Origin of the sequence: Pseudomonas sp. GM84 (genome assembly GCF_000282535.1) — a bacterium.
Classification (GTDB): Bacteria; Pseudomonadota; Gammaproteobacteria; order Pseudomonadales; family Pseudomonadaceae; genus Aquipseudomonas.
In genome coordinates this window covers 1-23,704 of record NZ_AKJC01000123.1, presented here as the reverse complement: position 1 = coordinate 23,704, position 23,704 = coordinate 1, and the positions used below count along the sequence as shown (strand labels likewise).

25 protein-coding genes are annotated in these 23,704 nt (G+C 65.2%); 10 read left to right on the top strand and 15 right to left on the bottom strand.

Features of this window, described 5'->3' with window-relative positions:
• Positions 1-24 precede the first annotated feature (24 nt).
• Positions 25-918 (top strand): dihydrodipicolinate synthase family protein, encoded by an 894-nt coding sequence (locus PMI38_RS10905; protein WP_008093764.1) that lies wholly within the window; start codon positions 25-27, stop codon positions 916-918.
• A gap of 156 nt (positions 919-1,074) precedes the next feature.
• Here the strand turns inward: PMI38_RS10905 and PMI38_RS10900 are convergent, their stop codons facing one another.
• The 3 genes from PMI38_RS10900 to PMI38_RS10890 all read right to left on the bottom strand — a co-directional run bounded on the left by PMI38_RS10900 (position 1,075) and on the right by PMI38_RS10890 (position 4,044).
• The gene (locus PMI38_RS10900; protein WP_162130464.1) at positions 1,075-2,481 is read right to left on the bottom strand and encodes a short-chain fatty acid transporter; all 1,407 of its coding nucleotides are present in this window, start codon (positions 2,479-2,481) and stop codon (positions 1,075-1,077) included.
• A 172-nt stretch (positions 2,482-2,653) separates the two neighbouring features.
• The gene (locus PMI38_RS10895; RefSeq protein WP_008093762.1) at positions 2,654-3,310 is read right to left on the bottom strand and encodes a CoA transferase subunit B; all 657 of its coding nucleotides are present in this window, start codon (positions 3,308-3,310) and stop codon (positions 2,654-2,656) included.
• A 35-nt stretch (positions 3,311-3,345) separates the two neighbouring features.
• Positions 3,346-4,044: a CoA transferase subunit A gene (locus PMI38_RS10890; RefSeq protein ID WP_008093761.1), complete on the bottom strand. Its 699-nt coding sequence runs from the start codon at positions 4,042-4,044 to the stop codon at positions 3,346-3,348.
• Between the two features lie 140 nt (positions 4,045-4,184).
• On the opposite strand from PMI38_RS10890, the gene PMI38_RS10885 reads away from it, so the two are divergent.
• On the top strand, positions 4,185-5,090 hold the full coding sequence (locus PMI38_RS10885) for a LysR family transcriptional regulator (RefSeq protein ID WP_008093760.1): 906 nt from the start codon (positions 4,185-4,187) through the stop codon (positions 5,088-5,090).
• Positions 5,078-5,899 (top strand): aldo/keto reductase, encoded by an 822-nt coding sequence (locus PMI38_RS10880; protein WP_008093759.1) that lies wholly within the window; start codon positions 5,078-5,080, stop codon positions 5,897-5,899. The genes PMI38_RS10885 and PMI38_RS10880 overlap by 13 nt, the downstream gene beginning before the upstream one ends.
• Before the next feature lie 141 nt (positions 5,900-6,040).
• On the opposite strand, the gene PMI38_RS10875 is transcribed toward PMI38_RS10880, so the two are convergent.
• The 4 genes from PMI38_RS10875 to lexA are packed head-to-tail and all read right to left on the bottom strand — an operon-like array spanning position 6,041 to position 11,771.
• Positions 6,041-9,121 (bottom strand): error-prone DNA polymerase, encoded by a 3,081-nt coding sequence (locus PMI38_RS10875; RefSeq protein WP_008093757.1) that lies wholly within the window; start codon positions 9,119-9,121, stop codon positions 6,041-6,043.
• Positions 9,118-10,536 (bottom strand): Y-family DNA polymerase, encoded by a 1,419-nt coding sequence (locus PMI38_RS10870; RefSeq protein ID WP_008093756.1) that lies wholly within the window; start codon positions 10,534-10,536, stop codon positions 9,118-9,120. Before PMI38_RS10870 ends, PMI38_RS10875 begins: the two co-directional genes overlap by 4 nt.
• 6 nt (positions 10,537-10,542) lie before the next feature.
• Positions 10,543-11,154 carry a translesion DNA synthesis-associated protein ImuA gene (gene imuA / locus PMI38_RS10865; protein WP_008093755.1) on the bottom strand — a complete coding sequence of 204 codons (612 nt, stop codon included), beginning with the start codon at positions 11,152-11,154 and terminating at the stop codon, positions 10,543-10,545.
• On the bottom strand, positions 11,154-11,771 hold the full coding sequence (gene lexA, locus PMI38_RS10860; RefSeq protein ID WP_008093754.1) for a transcriptional repressor LexA: 618 nt from the start codon (positions 11,769-11,771) through the stop codon (positions 11,154-11,156). Before lexA ends, imuA begins: the two co-directional genes overlap by 1 nt.
• A gap of 93 nt (positions 11,772-11,864) precedes the next feature.
• Here lexA and PMI38_RS10855 point away from each other — a divergent pair, with 93 nt between their 5' ends.
• Both PMI38_RS10855 and PMI38_RS10850 read left to right on the top strand, forming a co-directional pair.
• Positions 11,865-12,518, top strand: a complete 654-nt coding sequence (locus PMI38_RS10855; protein ID WP_008093753.1) for an HAD family hydrolase — start codon at positions 11,865-11,867, stop codon at positions 12,516-12,518.
• A gap of 226 nt (positions 12,519-12,744) precedes the next feature.
• Positions 12,745-13,473: a DUF899 domain-containing protein gene (locus PMI38_RS10850; protein ID WP_008093752.1), complete on the top strand. Its 729-nt coding sequence runs from the start codon at positions 12,745-12,747 to the stop codon at positions 13,471-13,473.
• A gap of 5 nt (positions 13,474-13,478) precedes the next feature.
• Here the strand turns inward: PMI38_RS10850 and ureG are convergent, their stop codons facing one another.
• The 8 genes from ureG to PMI38_RS10810 are packed head-to-tail and all read right to left on the bottom strand — an operon-like array spanning position 13,479 to position 19,031.
• Entirely contained in the window at positions 13,479-14,102 is a 624-nt protein-coding gene (ureG, locus tag PMI38_RS10845; protein ID WP_008093751.1) for an urease accessory protein UreG, read from the bottom strand.
• An 11-nt stretch (positions 14,103-14,113) separates the two neighbouring features.
• Positions 14,114-14,788, bottom strand: a complete 675-nt coding sequence (locus PMI38_RS10840) for an urease accessory protein UreF (protein WP_008093750.1) — start codon at positions 14,786-14,788, stop codon at positions 14,114-14,116.
• A complete protein-coding gene (locus PMI38_RS10835; protein ID WP_008093749.1) occupies positions 14,788-15,333 on the bottom strand; it encodes a HupE/UreJ family protein in 546 nt (181 codons plus the stop codon). Before PMI38_RS10835 ends, PMI38_RS10840 begins: the two co-directional genes overlap by 1 nt.
• A 20-nt stretch (positions 15,334-15,353) precedes the next feature.
• Positions 15,354-15,839 carry an urease accessory protein UreE gene (gene ureE / locus PMI38_RS10830; protein WP_008093748.1) on the bottom strand — a complete coding sequence of 162 codons (486 nt, stop codon included), beginning with the start codon at positions 15,837-15,839 and terminating at the stop codon, positions 15,354-15,356.
• 10 nt (positions 15,840-15,849) lie between these two features.
• Complete coding sequence (ureC, locus tag PMI38_RS10825) at positions 15,850-17,553, bottom strand: urease subunit alpha (RefSeq protein WP_008093747.1); 1,704 nt, start codon at positions 17,551-17,553, stop codon at positions 15,850-15,852.
• Positions 17,550-17,867, bottom strand: a complete 318-nt coding sequence (locus PMI38_RS10820; protein WP_008093746.1) for an urease subunit beta — start codon at positions 17,865-17,867, stop codon at positions 17,550-17,552. The genes ureC and PMI38_RS10820 overlap by 4 nt, the downstream gene beginning before the upstream one ends.
• An 18-nt stretch (positions 17,868-17,885) precedes the next feature.
• On the bottom strand, positions 17,886-18,188 hold the full coding sequence (locus tag PMI38_RS10815) for an urease subunit gamma (RefSeq protein WP_008093745.1): 303 nt from the start codon (positions 18,186-18,188) through the stop codon (positions 17,886-17,888).
• Positions 18,189-18,197: 9 nt separating this feature from the next.
• Positions 18,198-19,031, bottom strand: coding sequence for an urease accessory protein UreD (locus tag PMI38_RS10810; RefSeq protein WP_043273405.1), 834 nt, complete (start codon positions 19,029-19,031; stop codon positions 18,198-18,200).
• A gap of 271 nt (positions 19,032-19,302) precedes the next feature.
• On the opposite strand from PMI38_RS10810, the gene PMI38_RS10805 reads away from it, so the two are divergent.
• The 5 genes from PMI38_RS10805 (at position 19,303) to PMI38_RS10785 (ending at position 23,668) form a co-directional block, all read left to right on the top strand.
• Entirely contained in the window at positions 19,303-19,680 is a 378-nt protein-coding gene (locus tag PMI38_RS10805) for a glyoxalase superfamily protein (protein ID WP_008093743.1), read from the top strand.
• The gene (locus PMI38_RS10800) at positions 19,677-20,039 is read left to right on the top strand and encodes a hypothetical protein (RefSeq protein WP_008093742.1); all 363 of its coding nucleotides are present in this window, start codon (positions 19,677-19,679) and stop codon (positions 20,037-20,039) included. The genes PMI38_RS10805 and PMI38_RS10800 overlap by 4 nt, the downstream gene beginning before the upstream one ends.
• A gap of 393 nt (positions 20,040-20,432) precedes the next feature.
• Positions 20,433-21,452 carry a branched-chain amino acid aminotransferase gene (locus tag PMI38_RS10795; RefSeq protein ID WP_008093741.1) on the top strand — a complete coding sequence of 340 codons (1,020 nt, stop codon included), beginning with the start codon at positions 20,433-20,435 and terminating at the stop codon, positions 21,450-21,452.
• Positions 21,453-21,618: 166 nt separating this feature from the next.
• Positions 21,619-22,299, top strand: coding sequence for a response regulator transcription factor (locus PMI38_RS10790; protein WP_008093740.1), 681 nt, complete (start codon positions 21,619-21,621; stop codon positions 22,297-22,299).
• A complete protein-coding gene (locus PMI38_RS10785) occupies positions 22,277-23,668 on the top strand; it encodes a sensor histidine kinase (RefSeq protein ID WP_008093739.1) in 1,392 nt (463 codons plus the stop codon). Before PMI38_RS10790 ends, PMI38_RS10785 begins: the two co-directional genes overlap by 23 nt.
• Positions 23,669-23,704 lie beyond the last annotated feature (36 nt).

Genomic DNA, 23,704 nt, shown 5'->3' with positions numbered 1-23,704 from the left:
GCCTTGCTTGCGGAGCCCACAACCATGACCACAGAATTCAACGGCATCATCGGCTACACCATCACCCCGTTCAGCGCCGACGGTGAGCGCCTCGACCTGCCGGCCCTCGGCCAGTCCATCGAGCGCCTGCTCGACGGTGGCGTGCAGGCCGTCGCGCCCTTGGGCAGCACCGGCGAAGGCGCCTACCTGAGCGACAACGAATGGCAGCAAGTGGCCGAATACAGCCTTGCCCAGGTCGCCAGGCGCGTCCCCACCATCGTCAGCGTGTCCGACCTGACCACCGCCGGTGCCGTGCGCCGTGCGCGCTTCGCCCAGGACCACGGCGCCGATGCGGTGATGGTGCTGCCGGCGGCGTACTGGAAGCTCGGCGAAGCGGAAATCCTTCAGCATTACCGGGCCATCGGCCAAGCCATCGATATCCCGATCATGCTCTACAACAATCCCGCCACCAGCGGTACCGACATGCCGGTGGAGCTGATCCTGCGGATCGTGCGTGAGGTCGCCAACGTGACCATGGTCAAGGAGAGCACCGGTGACATTCAGCGCATGCACAAGCTGCAGCTGCTGGGTGAAGGCCAGGTGCCGTTCTACAACGGCTGCAATCCATTGGCGCTGGAAGCGTTCGTGGCCGGGGCCAAAGGCTGGTGCACGGCGGCGCCGAACCTGATCCCGGCGCTGAACCAGCAGCTCTATCAGGCCGTGCTGGCAGGTGACCTGAAGCAAGCCAGCGCACTGTTCTACCGCCAGCTGCCGTTGCTCGACTTCATTCTCAAAGGTGGCTTGCCGGCAACGATCAAAGCCGGGTTGGCCCTGACCGGGTTGCCGGTGGGTGAACCCCGTCGGCCGGTGTTCGGCCTGGATGAACAAGGGCGGGCGAACTTGGCGGCATTGCTCGAAGACCTGAACAGCCAGCACTGACACCCCCGCCGCCTTCCAGGCTGTTCTGGTGCCTGGCTTGGCCTCTTCGCGGGGCAAGCCCGCTCCCACAGGCTCTCCGCTGCGCTTGAGAACTGCGCCGAACCTGTGGGAGCGGGCTTGTCCCGCGAAGGGGCCGGCATGGCCAGCCCCATCACTTCAAGGCATCACCGGCGGTACGTACTCCAAAGTAGTACCCAGCGCCCACAGCAGTACCAGCACCAGTGGGGTATGCACCAGCAGTTGCACAAACGAGAAGCCGATCAGGTCGCGCGCCTTCAGCCCCAATACACCCAGCAGCGGCAGCATGTAGAACGGGTTGATCAGGTTCGGCAGCGCCTCGGCAGCGTTGTAGATCTGCACGGCCCAGCCCAGGTGGTACTGCAGGTCGTTGGCCACCATCATCACGTAGGGGGCTTCGATGATCCACTTGCCACCGCCCGAGGGGATGAAGAAGCCCAGCACTGCCGAATACACGCCCATCAGCAGTGCATAGGTGTCATGGGTCGCGATCTGGGTGAAGAACAGCGAAATGTGGTGCGCCAGGGTCTGCTCGTCCACGCCCTTCACCTGGGTCATGATCGCCGCGATCGAGCCATACAGCGGGAACTGGATCAGCACCCCGGTGGTGGTCGGCACGGCGCGGGCGACAGCATCGAGGAAACTGCGCGGGCGCCAGTGCAGCAAGGCACCGAGCATGATGAACAGCAGGTTGTAGGTGTTGAGCCCGGAAATCGCGGTGATTGCAGGCTTGGTGGCGAACTCCTGGTACAACCAGCCGCCCGCCAGGGCCACCAGCAGCAAAATCAGGATCGGGCTGTATTCCAGCCACTCGCCGGGGCGGGTGCGCTGGGGCGTTGGCGGGGCCGTGAAGCTGGGGTCGACGCCGCAGTCCTGGGCGCTGCGCGCGCTGTTCGCCCCGGGAGCGGTGGCATAGGCAATCACCAGCGAGACGACGATCAGCGCCACCAGCATCACCCCCGACTGCCACAGGAAAATGGTGTCGGTGAACGGAATCACCCCGGTGATCGACAGGATCGACGGCGGCAGGCTGCCCGGGTTGGCCTGCAACTGCGCGGCCGAAGACGACAGGCCCAGCGCCCAAACGGCGCCAAGGCCCAGGTAAGCGGCGGCGCCGGCGGCGCGGTAATCCATCTTCAACTCGGTGCGACGCGCCAGCGCACGCACCAAAAGGCCTGCGAACACCAGCGACAGGCCCCAGTTGAGCAGCGACGCCAGCATCGAAATCAGCGCTACCCAGCACACGGCAGAGCGGCCATTGCTCGGCAGCCGCGCGAGGCGGTCGATCAGCCGCGCGGCGGGCGGCGAGCTGGCCACCACGTAGCCACCGATGACCACGAAGGCCATCTGCATGGTGAACGGGATCAGGCTCCAGAAGCCATCGCCGAAGGCCTTTGCGGTGTCGGTGGGCTTTGCGCCCATGGCCAGGGCACCCAGGCATACCAGCATCACCGCAAGGGCAGCGAATACCCAGGAGTCTGGGAACCAGCGTTCGGCCCAGTTGGAGCAGCGCAGGGCAAAGCGGGCGGAGCGGCTGTCTTGCATTTCAGCGGCCACGGTTACTTCCACGGTTACTTCCTTTTATTGGTTTTATCGAATTGCAGGTACAACGCAAAAAACCCTGCGGGAACAGGTCTACCTGCAAATGCTCGGGTATCGTGGCCTTCGCATTCGCGGGTAAACCCGCTCCAACAGGGTCAGTGCACAGCGGGTGAAATCAGAAGGTCATTTCCTTCACATCGTCCGGTACGATCAGTTTGCCGGCGGTTTTCTCGATGATTTCCTCGACACTCACGCCCGGCGCAGTCTCGCGCAGGATGAAGGCGCCGTCCTCGATCTCCAGGTAAGCCAGGTCGGTCAGCACCTTGCGGATGCAGCCGGCACCGGTCAGCGGCAGGCTGCATTGCGACAGCAGCTTGGACTCGCCGTCCTTGGAGGCGTGGGTCATGGTGACGATGATGTTGTCGGCACCGGCCACCAGGTCCATGGCGCCGCCCATGCCCTTGACCAGCTTGCCAGGGATCATCCACGAGGCGATGTTGCCTTGCACATCCACCTCGAAGGCACCCAGTACGGTGAGGTCGACGTGGCCGCCACGGATCATGGCGAACGATTGCGCCGAGTCGAAGATCGAGGCGCCGCGGCGGGCGGTGACGGTCTGCTTGCCGGCGTTGATCATGTCGGCATCGATGGTGCTTTCGGTGGGGAATTCACCCATGCCGAGCAGGCCGTTTTCGGACTGCAGCATCACATCCATGTCGGCAGGTACATAGTTGGCCACCAGGGTCGGAATGCCGATGCCGAGGTTGACGTAGTAGCCGTCCTTCAGTTCACGGGCGACGCGTTGCGCCATCTGTTCGCGGGTCAATGCCATGGTCAGGATCTCTTTGTTGTTCTGGTGGACGGCGCTCAGGCCTTGACGGTGCGCTTTTCGATGCGTTTTTCGAAGCTGCCGACGATGACCCGGTCGACATAGATGCCCGGGGTGTGGATCTCGCTAGGCAACAGCACACCGGGCTCGACGATCTCTTCCACTTCGACCACGGTGATCTTGCCGGCGGTGGCCGCCAGCGGGTTGAAGTTCTGCGCGGTGTTGCGGTACACCACGTTGCCGTAGTGGTCGGCCTTCCAGCCCTTGACGATGGCGAAGTCGCCGGTGATGGATTCTTCGAGGATGTATTTGCGGCCGTTGAACTCGCGCACTTCCTTGCCGTCGGCAACCGGGGTGCCGTAGCCGGTGGCGGTGAAGAATGCGGGGATGCCGGCGCCGCCAGCGCGCATTTTCTCGGCCAGGGTGCCTTGCGGGGTCAGTTCGACTTCCAGCTCGCCGCTGAGCAGTTGGCGCTCGAATTCGGCGTTTTCCCCTACATAAGAGGCAATCATCTTGCGGATCTGCCGGTCTTTCAGCAGTACGCCAAGGCCGAAGCCATCGACGCCGCAGTTGTTGGAGACCACGGTCAGGCCCTTGACGCCGCGACGGCAGATCTCGTTGATGAGGTTTTCCGGGATGCCGCACAGGCCGAAGCCGCCGGCCAGTACCGTCATGTTGTCGGTCAGGCCTTCAAGGGCCTGTTCATAAGTAGCTACGCGCTTGTCCAATCCGGCCATGCTGATCCGCCTTTTGTAGTTGTTGAACCGACGAGGCTGTCGGTGAGCGAGTGCATGCATCTTCACCGCTGGCGACTGATTTGTTAATTTTGTTTTCATCATCGATTGATAATATTTCCAAAACAAACCGTGAGCCTGCCATGAACGTCAAGCAACTGCGCGCCTTCGTCGCCGTGGCCAAGTACCAGAGCTTTGCCCAGGCGGGCGAACACCTGCATGTTTCCCAGCCGGCCCTGAGCCTGACCATCAAGGCGTTGGAAGACAACCTTGGCGGCGCCCTGCTCGCCCGCACCACCCGCAGTGTCAGCCTTACCGCCGAGGGCGAAGTGCTGCTACCCCTGGCCCGTCGCCTGCTGGCCGACTGGGACGACACCGAGGAAATGCTGCGCCAGCGCTTCACCCTGCAGCTGGGCCGGGTATCGGTCGCGGCCATTCCAGCCTTTGCCGGCAACCTGTTGCCGCACAGCCTGAAGGTATTTCGCCAACGCTACCCCAAGGTCAACGTCACGGTGCACGACGTGATCAACGAGCAGGTGTTGGAACTGGTGCGTCACCGCCGCGTCGAACTGGGCATCGGCTTCGAACCCGACAACAGCGATGGCTTGAATTTCCATCCCCTGTACCTGGACCGTTTCGTCGCGGTCGTGCCCGCCGACTCGCCGCTTGCCGCTCAGCGCGAGGTCACGTGGGCACAGTTGCTGGCCGAGGACTTCATCGCCCTGCAACGCCCTTCGGCGGTGCGCCTGCTGCTTGAGCAGAATGTCGCCGCCTTGCACGGCAAACTGGCCGTGGCGTTCGAAAGCCACCAGCTGTCCACCATCGGCCGCATGGTCGCCAGCGGCCTGGGCGTCAGCGCCGTGCCGGCGTTGTGCATCAGCCAGATGCAGGAGCTTGGCGCGCGTTGCGTCACGCTGGTCGAACCCGCGATCGAACGGCGTATCAGTGTGATGGCCCTGAGCGACCACAAGCTTTCCACCGCAGCGCAAGCGCTGCTCGAGGTGCTGCTTTCCCATACCCAAGCTCCGGAGGTGACATGCGTTACGTGAAACTGGCAGGTTGCAGCGTGCCGGCCATTGGCCAGGGCACCTGGTACATGGGCGAAGACCCGGCCCAGCGGGCCGCCGAAGTGGCCGCCCTGCAGCAAGGCATCGACCTGGGCATGGGCCTGATCGACACCGCCGAGATGTATGCCGAAGGAGGTGCCGAAGAGGTGGTCGGCCAAGCCATTGCCGGGCGTCGCGACCAGGTGTTTCTGGTCAGCAAGGTATACCCGCACAATGCCAGCCGGCGCGGCGTACCGGCGGCCTGTGAGCGCAGCCTGCAACGGCTGGGTACGGACGTGATCGACCTGTATCTGCTGCACTGGCGCGGCCAATACCCGCTGGAGGAAACCGTCGAGGCGTTCGAGCGGTTGCGCGAGCAAGGCAAGATTCGTCGCTGGGGTGTTTCCAACTTCGATGTCGATGACCTGCGCGAGCTGCACAATCCTGACTGCGCCACCAACCAGGTGCTGTACAACCCGGTGCAGCGTGGCATCGAGTTCGACCTGCTGCCCTGGAGCCGGCAACGCGGGTTGCCGACCATGGCCTACTGTCCTTTGGCCCAGGCCGGGCGCCTGTTGCAGCATCCGCTGCTGAGCGAGATCGCCGAACGCCATGGGGCGACGCCGGCGCAGGTCAGCCTGGCCTGGGTGACGCGCGATGACGGGGTGATTGCCATTCCCAAGGCCGTGGTGCCTGAACATGTGCGGCTGAATGCGGCGGCTGGGGCGTTGACCTTGACCGGTGAGGACTTGCGGGCAATTGACCGGGCGTTTCCAGGGCCGACGCGCAAGCAGCATCTGGCGATGGTCTGATTGGCATTGCAGGGGGCTGCTTTGCAGCCCAATCGCTGCGGTTCGTCGCCACGACAAGCCAGCGCCTACAGGACTGCACATACCTTGAGGCCTGTGACGTTCCCTGTGGGAGCCGGCTTGCCGGCGATGTGGCCAGTGCAATCAATGAAAATCCCGACTCCGCACGTCTAACCCCTGTAGCAACACGCTGATATCTTCGAGCCGCCGCGCAATCAGGTGCCGCACCCCATTCTCCTGCTCCAGCCGCCCACTCACCTTGAGCAGTTGCGACCCCACCAGCGCCCGCCGCTGCCGCTCGGCCAGTTCACGCCAGACCACCACATTGACCATCCCGAACTCGTCCTCCAGCGTCACGAAGGTCACGCCACTGGCCGTCTGCGGGCGCTGCCGCCCGACCACCAGGCCGGCCACGGCAATCGCATCGCCATGCTCGACGCCTGCCAGTTCGCCCGAACTGCGACAGCCCAACGCGCGCAATCGCGGGCGCAACAAACGCAGCGGATGAGGGCCCAGGGTCGTGCCCAGCGTGTCGTAATCGGCCACCAGGTCCTCGCCCACGGTGGGCGCCGGCAAGGCCACCGCAACCTCAGGCGCCGCCTCAAGGTCGGCGAACAACGGTAACTGCGGTTGCACGGCAGCCACCTGCCAGCGTGCCTGATGGCGGTCGCGGGCCAAGGCACGCAGCGCACCCGCATCGGCCAGCCGCGCACGGGCACGGCTGTCGAGGCCGGCGCGCAGGCACAGGTCCTCGACATCACGCCATGACCGCTGCGCCCTCGCCTGCTCCAACCGCCGGGCATCGGCCTCGGCGAAGCCGCGGATCTGTCGCAACCCCATTCGAATGGCCAGGGCCCCCTGGCCGACAGGTTCCAGTGTGCAATCCCACTCACTGTGGAACACATCCACCGGCCGTACCTCGATCCCCTGCCGACGTGCCTCCTGCAACAACTGGTCAGGGCTGTAGAACCCCATCGGCCAGCTGTTGACCAGGGCACAGGTGAAGATCGCCGGTTCGTGGCACTTGAGCCAGCTGCTGGCATAACACAGCAGGGCGAAACTGGCCGCGTGCGACTCGGGGAAACCGTAGCTGCCAAAGCCTTTGATCTGCTCGAAGATGCGTTCGGCGAACGCCAGGTCGTAGCCGTTGCGCAGCATGCCCTGGATCAGCCGCTCGCGGTGCGGCTCCAGGCCACCGTGGCGTTTCCAGGCCGCCATGCTACGGCGCAGCTGGTCGGCCTCGCCGGGGCTGTAGTCGGCGGCGACCATGGCCAGCTCCATGACCTGTTCCTGGAACAACGGCACGCCCAGGGTGCGCTCGAACACTTCCTTGAGCTTGAGCGATGGGTAGGTGACCGGCTCCTGCTTCAAGCGCCTGCGCAGGTAGGGATGCACCATGTCCCCTTGAATCGGCCCAGGGCGCACGATGGCCACCTCGATCACCAGGTCGTAGAAGGTGTTGGGCTTGAGCCGGGGCAGCATGGCCATCTGCGCCCGCGATTCGATCTGGAACACGCCCATGGTTTCGGCGCGGCTGATCATGGCATAGGTGGCCGGGTCTTCAGCGGGGATGGTCGCCAAGGTCAACTGCCTGCCACGGTGGTGTTGCAGCAGGTCGAAACAGCGGCGCAAGGCGCTGAGCATGCCCAGCGCGAGCACGTCGACCTTGAGCAGGCCGACCATGTCCAGGTCGTCCTTGTCCCACTGGATCACCGTGCGCTCTGCCATGGCCGCGTTTTCCACCGGCACCAGGCGATCCAGTGGCTGCTCGGAAATGACGAAGCCGCCGGGGTGCTGGGACAGGTGACGCGGGAAGCCGATCAGCTGCTCGGCCAGTAGCAGGATACGCTGCAAGGACGGGCTGGCAGGCTCGAAGCCCGCCTCGGCCAGGCGCTGCTCATCGGGGATGCGGTCGCTCCAGCGGCCACAACACTTGGCCAGGGCATCCACCTGATCGGCGGGCAGGCCCAGCGCTCGGGCGACATCACGCACGGCACCGGCAGCGTGATAGGTATTGACTACCGCCGTGAGCGCGGCACGGTGCCGGCCATAGCGGCGGAACACATACTGGATCACTTCTTCGCGCCGATCGTGTTCGAAATCCACGTCGATGTCGGGAGGTTCGTTACGTTCGCGGGACAGGAAGCGTTCGAACAGCAGGCGGTGCTCCATGGGGTCCAGTTCGGTGATGCCCAGCACGAAACACACCACCGAGTTGGCCGCCGAACCACGCCCTTGGCAGAGAATATGCTGGCTGCGGGCAAAGGCGACGATGTCGTGCACAGTGAGGAAATAGCTTTCGTAGCCCAGTTCCTCGATCAGCGAGAGCTCCTTGGCCAGCACCGCGCGGACCTTCTCGCCAGGCCCTGACGGCCAGCGCAGGGGCAAGCCACGCTCGCACAGTTCGCGCAACCAGCTGGCGGGGGTGTGGTCCTGCGGTACCTGCTCGCGCGGGTACTGGTACTGCAACTCGCCCAGGTCGAAGCGACAACGCGCGGCGATGCACAGGGTTTCGGCGATCAGATCGGCCGGGTACAGCTCGGCCACTTGCGCCAGGGTACGCAGGTGGCGCTCGCCATTGGCGTACAGGTAACGCCCGGCCTCGGCCACGCTGCAGTGCTGGCGGATGGCAGTCATGCAATCTTGCAGGGCACGCCGACCGCGCACATGCATGTGCACGTCACCACAAGCCACGGCACGGATGCCCAGTTGCACCGCCAGGTCGCGCAAACGGGCCAGGCGGGTTTCATCATCACTGCGCCGATGCAGGTGCACGCCCAACCACAAACGATCGGCGAACAACGCCTGCAGCCACTCGCCCGATGCCCGATCGCTCGAGTCATCGGCGATCCATAGCGCCAGCAGCCCGGCATGGTGCTGGTGCAAGTCATCACGGAACAACTGGTAATCGCCCTTCTCCGCCCGCCGCCTGGCACGGGTGATCAAGGCGCACAGGTTTTGATAGCCGGTGAGGTTTTCCACCAGCAGCACCAGTTTCGGGCCATCCTGCAGGCGTACTTCGCTACCGACGATCAAGCGTACCTGCTGCGCCTTGGCAGCCTGCCAGGCGCGGACGATGCCGGCCAGGGTGCACTCGTCGGTGATGGCCAGGGCCTGGTAACCCTGTTCACGGGCGCGACGGAACAACTCTTCGGCACTGGAGGCGCCGCGCTGGAAGCTGAAATTGGACAGGCAATGCAGTTCGGCGTAATCCGCTGTACTCATGCGAACCAGCCTTGCAACCACAACGGGCCGGGTTGCGCCAGGTCGCGATACGCCCAGCCGCGCAGCCCTTCGCGGGTTTCGATGCGGTAATAATCACGGCGCACATCGCCTCCATCCCACCAGCCCGACTCGATTCGCTCGGCCTGGCTCAGCACGGTGTGGCCTTGGGCGTCCAGTGCCTGGGGTTGCGGCAACAACCAGCCAGGGCGGCTGCCGGGCGGGACTGCCAGGCTGCCGAGCGCCCCTTGCTCGGCCCCTTGCCAGGCGCATTCAGGACGGTGGTCGGCTTCGGCGCGCAGGCCCTTTACCGCTTCATCGCCCAAACGGGCGCGCAGGCGTTCGCGCAATTGCTCCCAGGGTTGCGCCTGTTGCGCGCGGGGGTCGAACAGCGCCTGATGCTGGGGCACGAACGGCGGCAGGTCCGTGGCCACCAGGCGCAAGTTGCGCACCGGGGCCGGAATGCGCAGCGGCTCCAGGCGACCGCGCGCCAGCTCGAACAGCATCGCCGCATCGCGCTCGGCGGCCAGCAGGCCGACCTGCAGCTGGGTGTCGGGCCCCTCGGCGTGCTCCAGGTACAGGCAGAAACGCTGCACACCGCAATCACGCCCGGCGAGAAAGGCGGCCAGGTCGTTGAGCATGCGCCGCAGCGGGAACAACAGGGCCTGGTGCGACTCGACGTCGAAATTGAGTTCCAGCCGCGTTTCGAAACGGTCGGGTGGCTGATAGAAACCCAGCCCCAACGTACGCAGGCCGAGCAATTGGTCCAGGTGTAGTTGCACCTGTGCCGTAAAACGTTTGGCCAAAGCGTCACGCGGCAAGGCCAGCACCTGACCCAGCTGGTGCAGGCCCATGCGGGCAAACGCTTCGGCCGCCTCCGGGGGCAGCCCCACGCGCGCGATGGGCATGCGTGCCAGCGCGGCACGGGTGTCTTCGGGACAGGTCAGTGCCAGGCCGTCATGGCCGTTGGCAAGCATGCGCGCCGCCACCGGGTTGGTCGCCAGCACGATACGCTGGCGCAGCCCCAGCGCTGACAGTTCCTCGCGCAGCCGCGCCTCGAACAGCGGCCAGGGGCCGAACAGCTGCAAGCTGGAGCCCACCTCCAGCAACAGTGCCCGCGGGTAATGCAGGCTCACCTGGGCACTGAAGCGGTAGGCCCAGGCGGCCAGCAACTGCTGCAACTGCTCGATACGTGCGGCGTCGGCCTCGACACAATGGAAGCCGTCAGCCATGGCTCGGGCGGCAGTCAGGCTCTGCCCGGCACACAAGCCCAGTGCCGCTGCGGCCGGGTTGACCGCCTGCAGCACGCGACGCTGGCTCGGCCCGCCGATCAAGACCAGGGGCGAATCGGCGTCGTCACGTTCGCGCAGGATCGAGTCCAGCGCCAATTGCGGCAAGAGAATGCAGGCCCAGAGCATGGTGCATCAGCCCCGCCCGATCGGCGCAGTCGGCGGCAGGCCACCGCGGCACTTGAGCACGCGCCACTGGGCCGGAAGGGTGTCGATGGCTATGCGCAGCGCAGCCGGCGAAGGGTTGTGCGCCGCCGATTGGGGGCGGCAGGCAATGGCCAGTGCCTGGCCCGTTTCGGCGGCCACTTGCAGGCGCCGCAGGGCACGGTCGTCGGCCCGCTGGGGCCAGCACAACACGGCGGCGCAACTGCCAGAGCGCAGGCACTGCTCGGCGGCCCAGAGTGCGTCCTGCGGCTCGGCATCGACCTGAACCAGCCAGCGCAAGTCGACACCCGCCGCTTGCCAGGCCGGCGCGTAGGGTATGAACGGCGGTGCCACCAGTACCACCCGCGCGCCCTCACCCGTCAGCCGTGCCAACGAGGGCCAGAGCAATTGCAGCTCTCCGCAGCCTGGGCTGGCCAACAGCAACTCGCTGAGCGCCGAGGCCGGCCAACCGCCTTCGGGCAGGCGCCCGTCGAGCTCGGCATGGCCAGTGGGCTGCAGGCCGCTCGGGCGTACCTGGGTCTGCCGCCCGCGCCAGACCTGGCGCTGATCCAGCAGCCGATCGAGATCGACCACCGCGCCCATCAGTCGCGCCTCAACAGGCCACAGAACACGCCTTCGATGAAGAATTCGCGCTCAGGCCCGACATCGATCGGTGCATAGGCCGGGTTGCGCGGCAATAACCGATAGCCACCGGGTTGGCGCTGCAGGCGCTTGATGGTGACTTCGCCGTCCAGGCGGGCGACCACGATCTGACCGTCACGGGCGTCACCCTGCTGGCGAATGCCTACCAGGTCGCCGTCGAAGATGCCGTCATCGACCATCGAGTCGCCGCGCACCTTGAGCAGGTAGTCCGGGGTGCGGCGGAACAGGCTCGGGTCGAGCAGCAACTGTTCGTGGATGCCCAGGTCCGGCCCGATAGGGGCGCCTGCCGCTACCTGGCCGAGCACGGGCACTTCGAGAATTTCCGGGCGACGCAAAGGTTCGGCCAGGCGGATACCGCGCGCCTGGTTCGGCGTGACGTCGATGTAGCCGGCCTGGCACAGGGCCGTGATGTGCTTGCGCGCCACGCTGCGCGAAGCGAAGCCGAAGCGGCTGGCGATGTCGGCCAGGCTCGGTGGCTGGCCATGGTCGGCAATGCGCTCGCGGATGAACGCGAGGATTGCCCGGCGTTTTGGGGTGAGATTGTCCATGGAGTACATTTGTACTCTTTTCGACGCACACTGAACAGCCCCCTTCGTCGTCGGCTTTCGTTATCATCCCCGTGCTTGTGTTTTTAACTAACTGGATACCTGATGCTGACTGCCCTGCTGTTCGACCTCGACGGAACCCTGACCGACACCGACACCCTGCATTTGCAGGCGTTTCGCCAGTTGCTGCGCGAGTACGACGGGCGTGAGCTGACCCAGGCTCAGTTCGATGCCCAGGTCAGTGGCCGGGCCAATGGCGAGTTGTTCGCCGAATTGTTTCCGCAGGCCAGCCCCCTTGAATGCCAGGCATTGGCCGAGCGAAAAGAAGCACTGTTTCGTGCGCTGGCCCCGGCACTCGACCCCATGCCGGGCCTGTTGCGCTTGCTGGAGCATGCCCAAGGGTGCCGGATTGGCATGTGCGTGGTGACCAATGCGCCCCGGCTCAACGCCGAGCACATGCTGACGGCCATGGGCCTGGGCGAGCGCTTTGCACATGTGCTGGTGGCCGAGGAGCTGGCACGGGCCAAGCCTGATCCCTTGCCCTACCTGACCGGGCTGGAGCGTCTGCAGGCGGTCGCCGGACAGGCGCTGGCGTTCGAGGATTCGTTGCCGGGGGTGAAGGCGGCCAGTGCTGCGGGGATCTTTACCGTGGGGATTGCGACTACGCAGACGACCGAGCGGTTGCTGGCTGCCGGGGCAAAGTTGGTGGTGGATGATTTCGATGATCCGCGACTGTGGGCGCTGATCGAATCCATGTAGAAGGGAGCTGCGCGATCCCTGTGGGAGCCGGCTTGCCGGCGATGAGGCCCTGACAGACAAACGTCGGCCTGTTCGGGCCCTATCGCCGGCAAGCCGGCTCCCACAAGTTCTTCACTGGCCCTGGAGTTTGTGGCAAACCTGCCATTCGTCGCCCTGCTCTTCTGCCTGTCGAAACGCCCTTTACCCACTCGACCACTCATGAATCCCCCAGCGCGGAGTCACCGCCATGAGCCATTCAGAAAAGGGTCACCAGGTCGTCTCACGCAGCCAATGGCTGGCCGCCCGCCGCCAACTGTGGCTGCACGAAAAAGCCCTCACCCACCAGCGCGACGAACTGGCCGCGGCCCGCCTTGCCCTGCCCTGGGTCAAGGTCGAACAACCCTATCGCTTCCAGGGCCCGGACGGCGAACTGAGCCTCGCCGACCTGTTCGCCGGGCGCAGCCAGTTGCTGCTCTACCACTTCATGTTCGTCGAAGGCTGGAGCGAAGGCTGCCCCGGCTGTTCGTTCCTCGCCGACCACTTCGACGGCGCCAACCTGCACCTGGCCCATCACGATGTGTCGCTGGTCGCCGTGTCGCGCGCACCCTATGCGGAGTTCCAGGCGTTTCGCCAGCGCATGGGCTGGCGCTTCCCGTGGTATTCGTCGCAGGGCAGCGGCTTCAATGAAGACTTCGGGGTCAGTGTCGGCACTGAAGGCGAACGGCACTACAACTACGAACCCTATACCGACAACGAAGCCGAACTACCGGGGTTGAGCGCCTTCTACCGCGGGCAGGATGGGGCGGTGTATCACACCTACTCCACCTATGCCCGCGGGCTGGACATCCTGGTCAATACCTACAACTTCCTCGACATTGCCCCCCTGGGGCGCAACGAGGCCGGGACCATGGACTGGGTGCGGCACCACGATCGCTACGAGGGGCAAGCCGGGAAGCCGCACTGCTGCCATGAGTGAAGGGCTCAGCCCCTCACGCCGAGCATGCCGCGCTCGACGATGAAGTCGATCACCGCCTGCAGGCCTTCGCCTTTCTTCAGGTTGCTGAAGGTCCACGGGCGCTGTGGGCGCATGCGCTGGGTGTCGCGCTCCATCACCTCCAGCGAGGCCCCCACATAGGGTGCCAGGTCGGTCTTGTTGATCACCAGGAAGTCGGACTTGGTGATGCCAGGGCCGCCCTTGCGCGGGATCTTCTCGCCCTCGGCCACGTCGATGACATAAATGGTCAGGTCGGCCAGCTCCGGGCTGAAGGTGGCGCTCAGGTTGTCACCGCCGCTTTCCACGAAGATCACTTCCAGGTTGCCGAACTTGCGCGCCAGCCCTTCCACGGCTGCCAGGTTCATCGAGGCATCCTCGCGGATGGCCGTGTGCGGGCAGCCGCCGGTCTCGACGCCAACGATACGCTCGGGTTCAAGCGCCCCAGCCTCGGTCAGGATGCGCTGGTCTTCCTTGGTGTAGATGTCATTGGTGACCACGGCGATCTGGTAATGGTCGCGCATGGCCTTGCACAGGCATTCGAGCAGCGCGGTCTTGCCAGAACCGACCGGGCCGCCGACACCGACGCGCAGGGGTTGCTGATAGCTTTGCATGTAGGCAGTCCTCAGGATCGGAACAAACGGGTGTATTGGGTTTCGTGACGCGATGAGGCAATCGCCAGCAACGGCAGGCCGCCGCCAAGCTGGTCATCTTCAAGGGCCAGGGATTGGTCGAGTAACGCCGGCAAGGCTGCCGCCAGGTCACGCAACAGGGTCTGCGCCGCCTGCTGGCCGAACGGCACCAGCTTGACCCCGGCCATGACCGCCCCTTCCAGCCAGGCGAAGGCATGGCCGAGGGCGAGCTGGCGCAGCGGGATCGACCAGTGCACGGCCAGCCAGGCCATACCGCCCAGCTGGCTGAGTGCGAGACTGGCACGCCAGGCTGGGGCCTGGCCCAACTGCCAGCCATCGAGCAGCCGAGCGAACGCAGCGCCGCGTTGCTGCTCTTCAAGTCGCAGCTCGGCGGTTTCGCGGTTGGCCAAGAGAAAGCGGCTCCAGAGGCCGAACGCTTCGGCGTCATCGGCCTGGCAGGCGTGGTACAGGCGCGCCAGGACCGGCCAGTCGAGACAAGCCAGGGTGTCGTGCAGCTGTTCGTGCTGCCAGGCGCTGAAACCGGCGGCGTCGCGCACCCAGCCCGCTTCCACGGCCCACTCCAGGCCCTGCGAGTAGGTGAACCCCCCCACCGGCAACCCGGGGCTGGCCAGCTGCAGCAGGCGCAGCAGTGCCAGGTCGGTGTTCATCAACCGGCCAACACCAGCGCGGCACCGGCCAGCATGCCGCCGCCGAACGCCTTCTGCAGGCCGCTGTGACGGCGCAGCAGGCAGCCGACGGCAAAGCCCACCACCAACAGCAGGCCACTGACCGTGACGAAGCCGGCGCTGAACTGCCAGAACGCGCTGGGGGTGGCTTCAACGCCGTGGGCCCAGCCATGGAACAGGGCAAATACCGGCATCGCCAAGGCCAATAGCAGCTGGCGGCTGGGCAACAGCACGGCGGCGGCGGCGACCAGCACGGACACGGCGATCAACGTTTCCATACCCACTACATCCCCAAACAGGTGGCCGCACACGGCCCCGGCGAACATCGCCGCCAGGGTCGCCAGTGGCAGGCTCAGGTTGCGCCGGGTCAGCGCGGCCAGCACGCCGGTACCCAGCAGCATCAGCAGGTGGTCGAGACCGGTCAGCGGGTGCAGCAGGCCATCCTGCAGCGGGTTGCTGTCGTGGCCGGGATGGGCGAAGGCCGGCAGTGCGACCAGCAGCAGGACAAGGGCGAAAGTCTTTTTCATGGGTTGCTCCATTGGGCAGGTCAGGAATGGGCTGGCAGGCGCACGAACGGATGATCGTGGCTGTGGCTATGGCTGTGTGGCGCGCTCTGGTAGGCACCGGCTTCCGGCTCGAACGGTGCCTGCTCGGTGTCCACCGCCAGGCCCAGGCCGCGCAGCATGTCGTCGAGCACATGGTCGTGCTGGTAGCGCAGCAAGCCAGGCTCGATCTGCAGCGGCACATGGCGGTTACCCAGGTGGTAGGCCGCACGGGCCAACAGATGCGGGTCGTCGCAGCGCACCGTGGACACCCGTTCGGGGGCGGCGAGCACGCGCACCACCTGGCTGCCGGCAGCATCGGCAAGCAGCTCGCCGCCGCGCAGCAAGTGGCCGCGTTCGAGCATCAGGCCGGCCTCGCGGCCATCGTCCAGGGTCACGCGCAGCCGGCTCTTTATACGGCTGTCGACGTCCAGGGTCAGGGTACCGGTGACCGTGTCGGCTGCGCCGATGCGGCGGGTCAGAACAATCATCTTCGCTCCTTCAGAACAGGAAATAACGCTGGGCCAACGGCAATTCGCGGGCCGGCTCGCACACCAGCAGTTCGCCGTCGGCGCGCACCTGGTAGGTCTGCGAATCGACTTCGATCAGCGGTTGCAAGGTGTTGTGGACCATGTCGGCCTTGCGTACCCGTCGGCAACCGTGGGCCACGCCGATCAGGCTCTGCAGCCCCAGCTCCCGGGCCAGGCCACGGTCCATGGCGGCCTGGGACAGGAACGTCATGCGCGTGGCATGGCGGGCCGCACCGAGCGCGCCGAACATGGGCCGGTAGTGCACCGGCTGCGGGGTCGGGATCGAGCCATTGATGTCGCCCATGGGCGCGGTGGCGATCATCCCGCCCTTGATCACCAGGGCGGGCTTTACCGCGAAGAAGGCCGGAGCCCACAGCACCAGGTCGGCCAGCTTGCCCACCTCGATCGAACCGACTTCATGGGCGATGCCGTGGGTCAGCGCCGGGTTGAGGGTGTACTTGGCGATGTAGCGCTTGACCCGGAAGTTGTCGCTGTAAGCGGTGTCCGGTGCCAGCGGCCCACGGCGCAGCTTCATCTGGTGCGCCACCTGCCAGGTGCGCAGCACCACCTCGCCGACGCGGCCCATGGCCTGGGAGTCGGACGAGGTCATGGCGAAGGCGCCCATGTCGTGCAGGATGTCCTCGGCGGCGATGGTTTCGCGGCGGATGCGTGATTCGGCGAAGGCCACGTCCTCGGCAATGCTCGGGTCCAGGTGATGGCAGACCATGAGCATGTCGAGGTGCTCGTCGACGGTGTTGATCGTGTACGGCAGGGTCGGGTTGGTCGAGGACGGCAGCACGTTGGCCTGCCCCGCCGCGCGGATGATGTCCGGCGCGTGACCGCCACCGGCACCTTCGGTGTGGAAGGTATGGATGGTGCGGTCGCCGATGGCGGCCAGGGTGTCTTCGATGCAACCGGACTCGTTGAGGGTGTCGGTGTGGATCGCCACCTGGATGTCCATCTCCTCGGCAACCCCCAGGCAGCAGTCGATGGCGGCCGGCGTCGACCCCCAGTCCTCGTGCAGCTTCAGGCCCACCGCGCCAGCGGCGATCTGCTCGCGCAACGCTTCAGGGCGCGAGGCATTGCCCTTGCCCAGCAGGCCGATGTTGATCGGCAGGCAATCGGCGGCCTGCAGCATGCGCGCCAGGTACCACGGCCCCGGGGTGCAGGTGGTGGCGTTGGTACCGGTGGCCGGCCCGGTGCCACCGCCGATGAAGGTGGTCACGCCGCTGGTCAGTGCTTCTTCTACCTGTTGTGGGCAGATGAAGTGGATGTGCGAATCGATACCGCCGGCGGTCACGATCTTGCCTTCGGCGGCAATCACTTCGGTGCCTGGACCCACTGGCACGGTCACGCCCGGCTGCACGTCGGGGTTGCCGGCCTTGCCGATGGCCGCAATGCGCCCGTACTTGACGCCGATATCGGCCTTGACGATGCCCCAGTGGTCGATGATCAGGGCGTTGGTCAGCACCAGGTCCATGGCCTGGGCGGCCAGCATCTGGCCTTGGCCCATGCCGTCGCGGATGACCTTGCCGCCGCCGAACTTCACCTCTTCGCCATAGACGGTGAAGTCCTTCTCGACTTCCACCCACAGCGCGGTGTCGGCCAGACGCACGCGGTCGCCGACCGTTGGGCCGAACATGTCGGCGTAGGCCCTGCGGGAAATCCGGCTCATGCCCTGCCCTCCAGCGCGCCCATCACCTTGCCCTGGAAGCCGTAGACCTCACGTCTGCCGGCATAGGCCACCAGCTGCACGGTGCGCGACTGGCCCGGCTCGAAGCGCACGGCGGTACCGGCCGGAATATCGAGACGAAAACCCCGGGTCGGCGTGCGCTCGAACACCAGCGCATCGTTGACCTCATAGAAGTGGTAATGCGAGCCGACCTGCACCGGCCGGTCGCCATGGTTGGCCACGCTGACACTGACCGTTGCACGGCCGGCGTTGAGCTCGATGTCGCCGTCGGCGACCTGAATTTCACCTGGGATCATGCTGGGCTCCTGGCCAGGTCAGACGATGGGGTCATGCACGGTCACCAGCTTGGTGCCATCGGGGAATGTGGCCTCGACCTGCACGTCGTGAAGCATCTCGGCAACGCCGGCCATGACCTGCTCGCGGCCGATCACTTCGCGGCCCAGGCTCATCAGCTCGGCCACCGTGCGGCCGTCGCGGGCGCCTTCGAGCACCGCGGCGCTGATCAGCGCCACCGCCTCCGGGTAGTTGAGCTTCAGGCCACGGGCCAAGCGCCGTTCCGCCAACAGTGCGGCGGTAAACAGCAGCAGTTTGTCTTTCTCTCTCGGGGTCAGCTCCATGGCGCTCTCTCAAGTGGCCCAGATACGCGGCGGGCACGCGGGCAGGCCGAGAACGGCCGGACGCAGGACGTGCCAGAGGCGCTGCAGGGTGCGTTGCAGGTGTTGGTTGTCGTGGTCGAGCAGGCGGATCACCAGCAGCGAGCCGAGCAAGGTCGCGCCGGCGGGCGTGTCGAGCTCATCGAGCACTGCCCTGGCCTGCTCCAGTACGGTCGGGTCCGCAGGTGATGCACAGAAGGTGGCGGACAACGGGTGCCCGCCCAGCTTGGCCAGTTGCCCGCCGATGATGCGCAGGCGCTCGTGCAGGCCGGGGTCGTCGGGCAGTTCGATGCGCAGGCGGCTGTCCAGCGTGCCCTGGTCGAAGCGCTCGTTCATCACCGGGCGGCCCAGGCACAGGGTTTCCCAGGCCAGCAGCCGGGCCCCGGGTTCCAGGGTGAAGCGGCTGTCCAGGCTGGCGCGGGCGCCGCAGAAGAAGATGCTGTCTTGGGGCAGCCACTCCAGCGTGCTGCCGGCTTGCAGGTGAAAACGCTGGGTCAGGTACGCGGTCGGGCCGATGCTGCGGTAGAACTTGCTGGCACCGGGCATGGTCAGCAGCGCATGGCTGCCGGGCTCCAGGTGAATGTCCAGCTCCAGCCGGTCACCGGCGACGATGCCGCCGGGTGGGTGCAGCACATAAACGTGGCAGGGCGCGCCTTCCGGATAGAACGGGCGCTGCACCAAAAGAGGTCCGAAGTGGCGACGCGCACCAAGGCGGGTCACGCCATCGCGCTCGATGAAGCGCAATTGCAGGTGAGCGCTCCACCCTGCATCCCTTTCAGATTTATCTACCTGTACGGCGAGCGACATCCTACAGCCCCCGAGATTCCTGGCCTTTCGGCTCTCTGGAGGGATCAGGCCACTGCGCGAACGCGTGATTGGCCTGACCACTCGATCAAATTCACTGGCTGGGATATAGCAGGTAGCGGGCCAACTACGCAGGTGAAGGCAGATGAAATCTTCAGGACGATGGCTCTGGCATGGGGCATACAAAGGACCAGGCGCACAATGCGGGCGCGCCGCTTGGCCCCATTCGGGTGCTGCGCTACAGTCGCGGTTTACCACCGGCCAAGGAACCGCCATGTCCCTCGCACCCGCCATCCCCGTGCTGCGCATCTTTTCGGTCGACAAGGCCAAGGAGTTCTATCTCGATTTCCTCGGCTTCACCCTGGACTGGGAGCACCGCTTCAGCCCGGACCTGCCGCTCTATGCGCAAATCCACCGTGACGGGCTGATCCTGCACTTGAGCGAACACCACGGTGATGCCTGCCCAGGCTCGACCGTGTTTGCCCGGACCGAAGACCTACGCGCCCTGGAGCGCGAGCTGCAAGACAAGCAATACGGCTATTCGCGCCCACATGCTGAGCCTGTCGACTGGGGCCTGCAGATGCAGATCCACGACCCGTTCGGCAACCTGCTGCGCTTCTGCCAGCAGATCGACGACGAGGCCGTCCAGTGAAACCCATGAGCAAGCGCGAACTGGCGCGCCTCGAGCGTGAACTGGTCACCTGCCTGACCGACGCCTGCGAAACGGCCAAGGCGCAAATCGTAGGCTTCACCTGGCTGACCCATCGCCTGGACCCTGACCAGTTCCCGGCCAGCCTGCGCATCACCTGGGTCTTCGAGCGCGAGGCCGACAAGGCCGCAGCGCTGGCTGGGGAGGCGAAAGCGTGGATGCTCATGCTGACATCCCAGGCGCTCGACGAGGCCGGCGTGCAGCTGGATCATCCCGCCTGGCACGTGCGCTTCGACAGTGAAGAAGCCTGTGCGCGCAGCCACGCGGGTGATTGGAACAGGCGACTTGAGGGCTGCCGATAGAATTGCAGCGCCTATGAGATCGCGCGCCGCCCGCGCGGCGCATCGCGAGCAAGCTCGCTCCTACATTCGTTGCAACGTGCCTATGTCTGATAGGCCATGGTTGTCAGCCTTGTCGGTACGACGCGATTTCTCGGTGGGCGCCAAAAAGCGGACAACCATGGCCTTGCAGACCGTGGCACGTTGCAACGAATGTAGGAGCGAGCTTGCTCGCGATGCGCCGCGCGGGCGGCGCTCGATCTCATGAACACTAAAAATCCGCCGACATGCGCCTACTGGCCCCCCGCCAATTCGTGACTGGCCGTTCCCGATCCGCGACGGATGTATTATGGTGGCGTGGTGCGCATATAACAGCAGCCCGAGCGATCGGGCATCTGCAATACAATCGAGGGTGTCATGAGTAACGAGAGCATTAACTGGGACAAGCTGGGTTTCGACTACATCAAGACCGACAAGCGCTACCTGTCCGTGTGGCGCAATGGTGAGTGGGACAAAGGCACCCTGACCGAAGACAATGTGCTGCATATCAGTGAAGGCTCCACTGCCCTGCACTACGGCCAGCAGTGCTTCGAAGGCCTGAAGGCCTACCGTTGCAAGGACGGCTCGATCAACCTGTTCCGCCCAGACCAGAATGCCGCCCGCATGCAGCGCAGCTGCGCACGCCTGCTGATGCCGCACGTGCCGACCGATGTGTTCATCGAAGCCTGCAAGCAAGTGGTCCTGGCCAACGAGCGCTTCATTCCGCCGCACGGCAAAGGCGCCCTGTACCTGCGCCCGTTCGTGATCGGTACCGGTGACAACATTGGCGTGCGTACCGCCCCCGAGTTCATCTTCTCGGTATTCGCCATCCCGGTTGGCTCGTACTTCAAAGGCGGCATGAAGCCGCACAACTTCCAGATTTCCAGCTTCGACCGCGCAGCCCCGCAGGGCACCGGCGCGGCCAAGGTCGGCGGCAACTACGCGGCCAGCCTGCAGCCAGGCGCTGAAGCCAAGAAGGCGCACTTCGCCGACGCCATCTACCTCGACCCGCTGACCCACACCAAGATCGAGGAAGTCGGTTCGGCCAACTTCTTCGGCATCACTGCCAACAACGAGTTCGTTACCCCGAAATCGGCCTCGGTACTGCCCGGCATCACCCGCCTGTCGCTGATGGAACTGGCGTCCTCGCGCCTGGGCCTGACCGTGATCGAAGGCGATGTCGAGATCAACAAGCTCGACCGCTTCATCGAAGCCGGTGCCTGCGGTACCGCCGCGGTGATTACCCCGATTGGCGGCATCGAGTACAACGGCAAGCTGCACGTGTTCCACGACCTGGAAAAAGTCGGCCCGGTCACCCAGAAGCTCTACAACGAGCTGACCGGCATCCAGAGCGGTGACGTCGAAGCGCCAGCCGGCTGGATCGTCAAGGTCGCCTGAGCCTTGACAACATGCTGAACCAAGGGGCATGCCAGTTGTTGGCATGCCCTTTTTTTTGGCTGAATGGACCGGCGATGAGGCCATTGCAGAAGATGAATTTTTCTTAAATCGCCGTTTGGCTATTCTTTGGCACAATCAAGTCTCCTCTAGACGCCCAGGAACGAGCATGCCACGCGTACTGACCATCGAAGACGACGCCGTCACCGGCCAGGAAATCGTCGCCGAACTGACCAGCCACGGTCTGGAAGTGGATTGGGCCGATAACGGCCGCGAAGGCCTGTCCAAGGCCATCGCCGGCGGTTACGACCTGATCACCCTGGACCGCATGCTGCCTGAGGTCGATGGCCTGACGATCGTCACCACCCTGCGCAACCTCAAGATCGCCACGCCGATCCTGATGATCAGCGCCCTGTCCGATGTCGACGAACGTGTGCGTGGCCTGCGCGCTGGCGGTGATGACTACCTGACCAAGCCGTTCGCCTCCGACGAGATGGCCGCCCGGGTGGAAGTGCTGTTGCGGCGCAACAGCGTGCCCATGACCCAGACCCGCCTGCAGGTCGCCGACCTGCAACTGGACCTGATCAGCCACGAGGCCCGCCGCGGCGAGGCGACGCTCAACCTGCTGCCCACCGAATACAAACTGCTGGAGTACCTGATGCGCCACAGTGGCCAGGTGATTACCCGAATGATGATCTTCGAGGAGGTCTGGGGTTATCACTTCGACCCCGGCACCAACCTGATCGACGTGCACATCGGCCGTTTGCGCAAGAAGATCGATTCCCCCGGGCAGTCGCCGCTGATCCGTACGGTACGGGGCTCGGGCTATGCCATTGCTGAACCCGTCTAAGGGCTGGAGCTCCTCGACCAGCCGTTTGCTGGCGTTGTACAGTTTCCTCTTCGTGGCCTGGAGCAGCATCCTCATGGGGGTGCTGTACTTCGAGGTGTCCAGCTACCTGAACAAACTCACCCGCCACTCGATGCTGCAGCGCCAGCACCTGTTCGCCCACATGAGCGGCAAGCAGCTGGACGACGCCCTGATCGCCAGCCAGGCCTTCGAGGAGCGGGCGTTCGATGCCTATGGCCTGTTCGATGCCCAGCTCAACCCGGTTGGCGGGCGCATCCGCGCCATACCCACGGGTCTTGGCCTGGACGGCAAGGTGCACGAACTCAAGCGCTGCCTGGACGCCGATGACCCGCACATGCCACGCGACAGCTGCGACGCCGTGGCGATCAAGGTGCAGGATGGCCGCTGGCTGGTGCTGTTCCGCGACAACGGTTCGCTGTTCGTGGTCACCCGGATCATCCTGCATGCGCTGCTGTGGGGGATCTCCCTGACGCTGATTCCTGGATTTGCCGGCTGGTACCTGCTGCGCCGCCGGCCACTGAAGCGCATTCGCGCGATCCAGGCCCAGGCCGAGTTGATCGTCGCCGGCGATCTCACCCATCGCCTGCCCCTGTCGGCGCGGCGCGACGAACTGGACATGCTGGCGGCCATCGTCAATGCCATGCTCGACCGTATCGAGCGGCTGATGCATGAGGTCAAAGGGGTATGCGACAACATCGCCCACGACTTGCGCACCCCCCTCACCCGCCTGCGCGCCCAGCTGTATCGCATCCGCCAGCAGAGCGATGCGGATTCAGCCCAAGCCGAGGCGCTGGACCAGGCCATCGGCGAAACCGACACCCTGATGGCACGCTTTCGTGGCCTGCTGCGCATCAGCGAGCTGGAAGACCGCCAACGCCGTGCGGGCTTCGTCGAGCTGGATCCGCATGAGTTGCTGGTGGAGCTGCATGACTTCTACCTGCCTCTGGCCGAGGACGGCGGCATTCGCTTGCAGCTGCAGCAACCGGAACAATTGCCAGCCCTGCACGGTGACCGCGAGTTGCTGTTCGAGGCACTGGCCAATCTGGTGGGCAACGGTATCAAGTTCACCCCTGAAGGGGGCCTGGTGGCCATCCGCGCGACCCAGGACGAGCTGGGCGTGCACATTGCCATCGAAGACAGCGGGCCGGGGATTCCCGAAGAAGAACGCACCGCCGTGTTGAAGCGGTTCTATCGCAGCGAGGAAGGCCATCGTCACCCAGGGTTCGGGCTGGGGTTGTCGATCGTCGCGGCGATCGTCGACCTGCATGGGTTCAGGCTGGAGGTGGGAGACAGCGAGTTGGGTGGGGCCAGATTGGTGTTGCATTGCCCGCTGGCCGGGGTGGGCAAGTAGAAGCTGGGGCTGCTCTGCAGCCCGATCGCCGGCAAG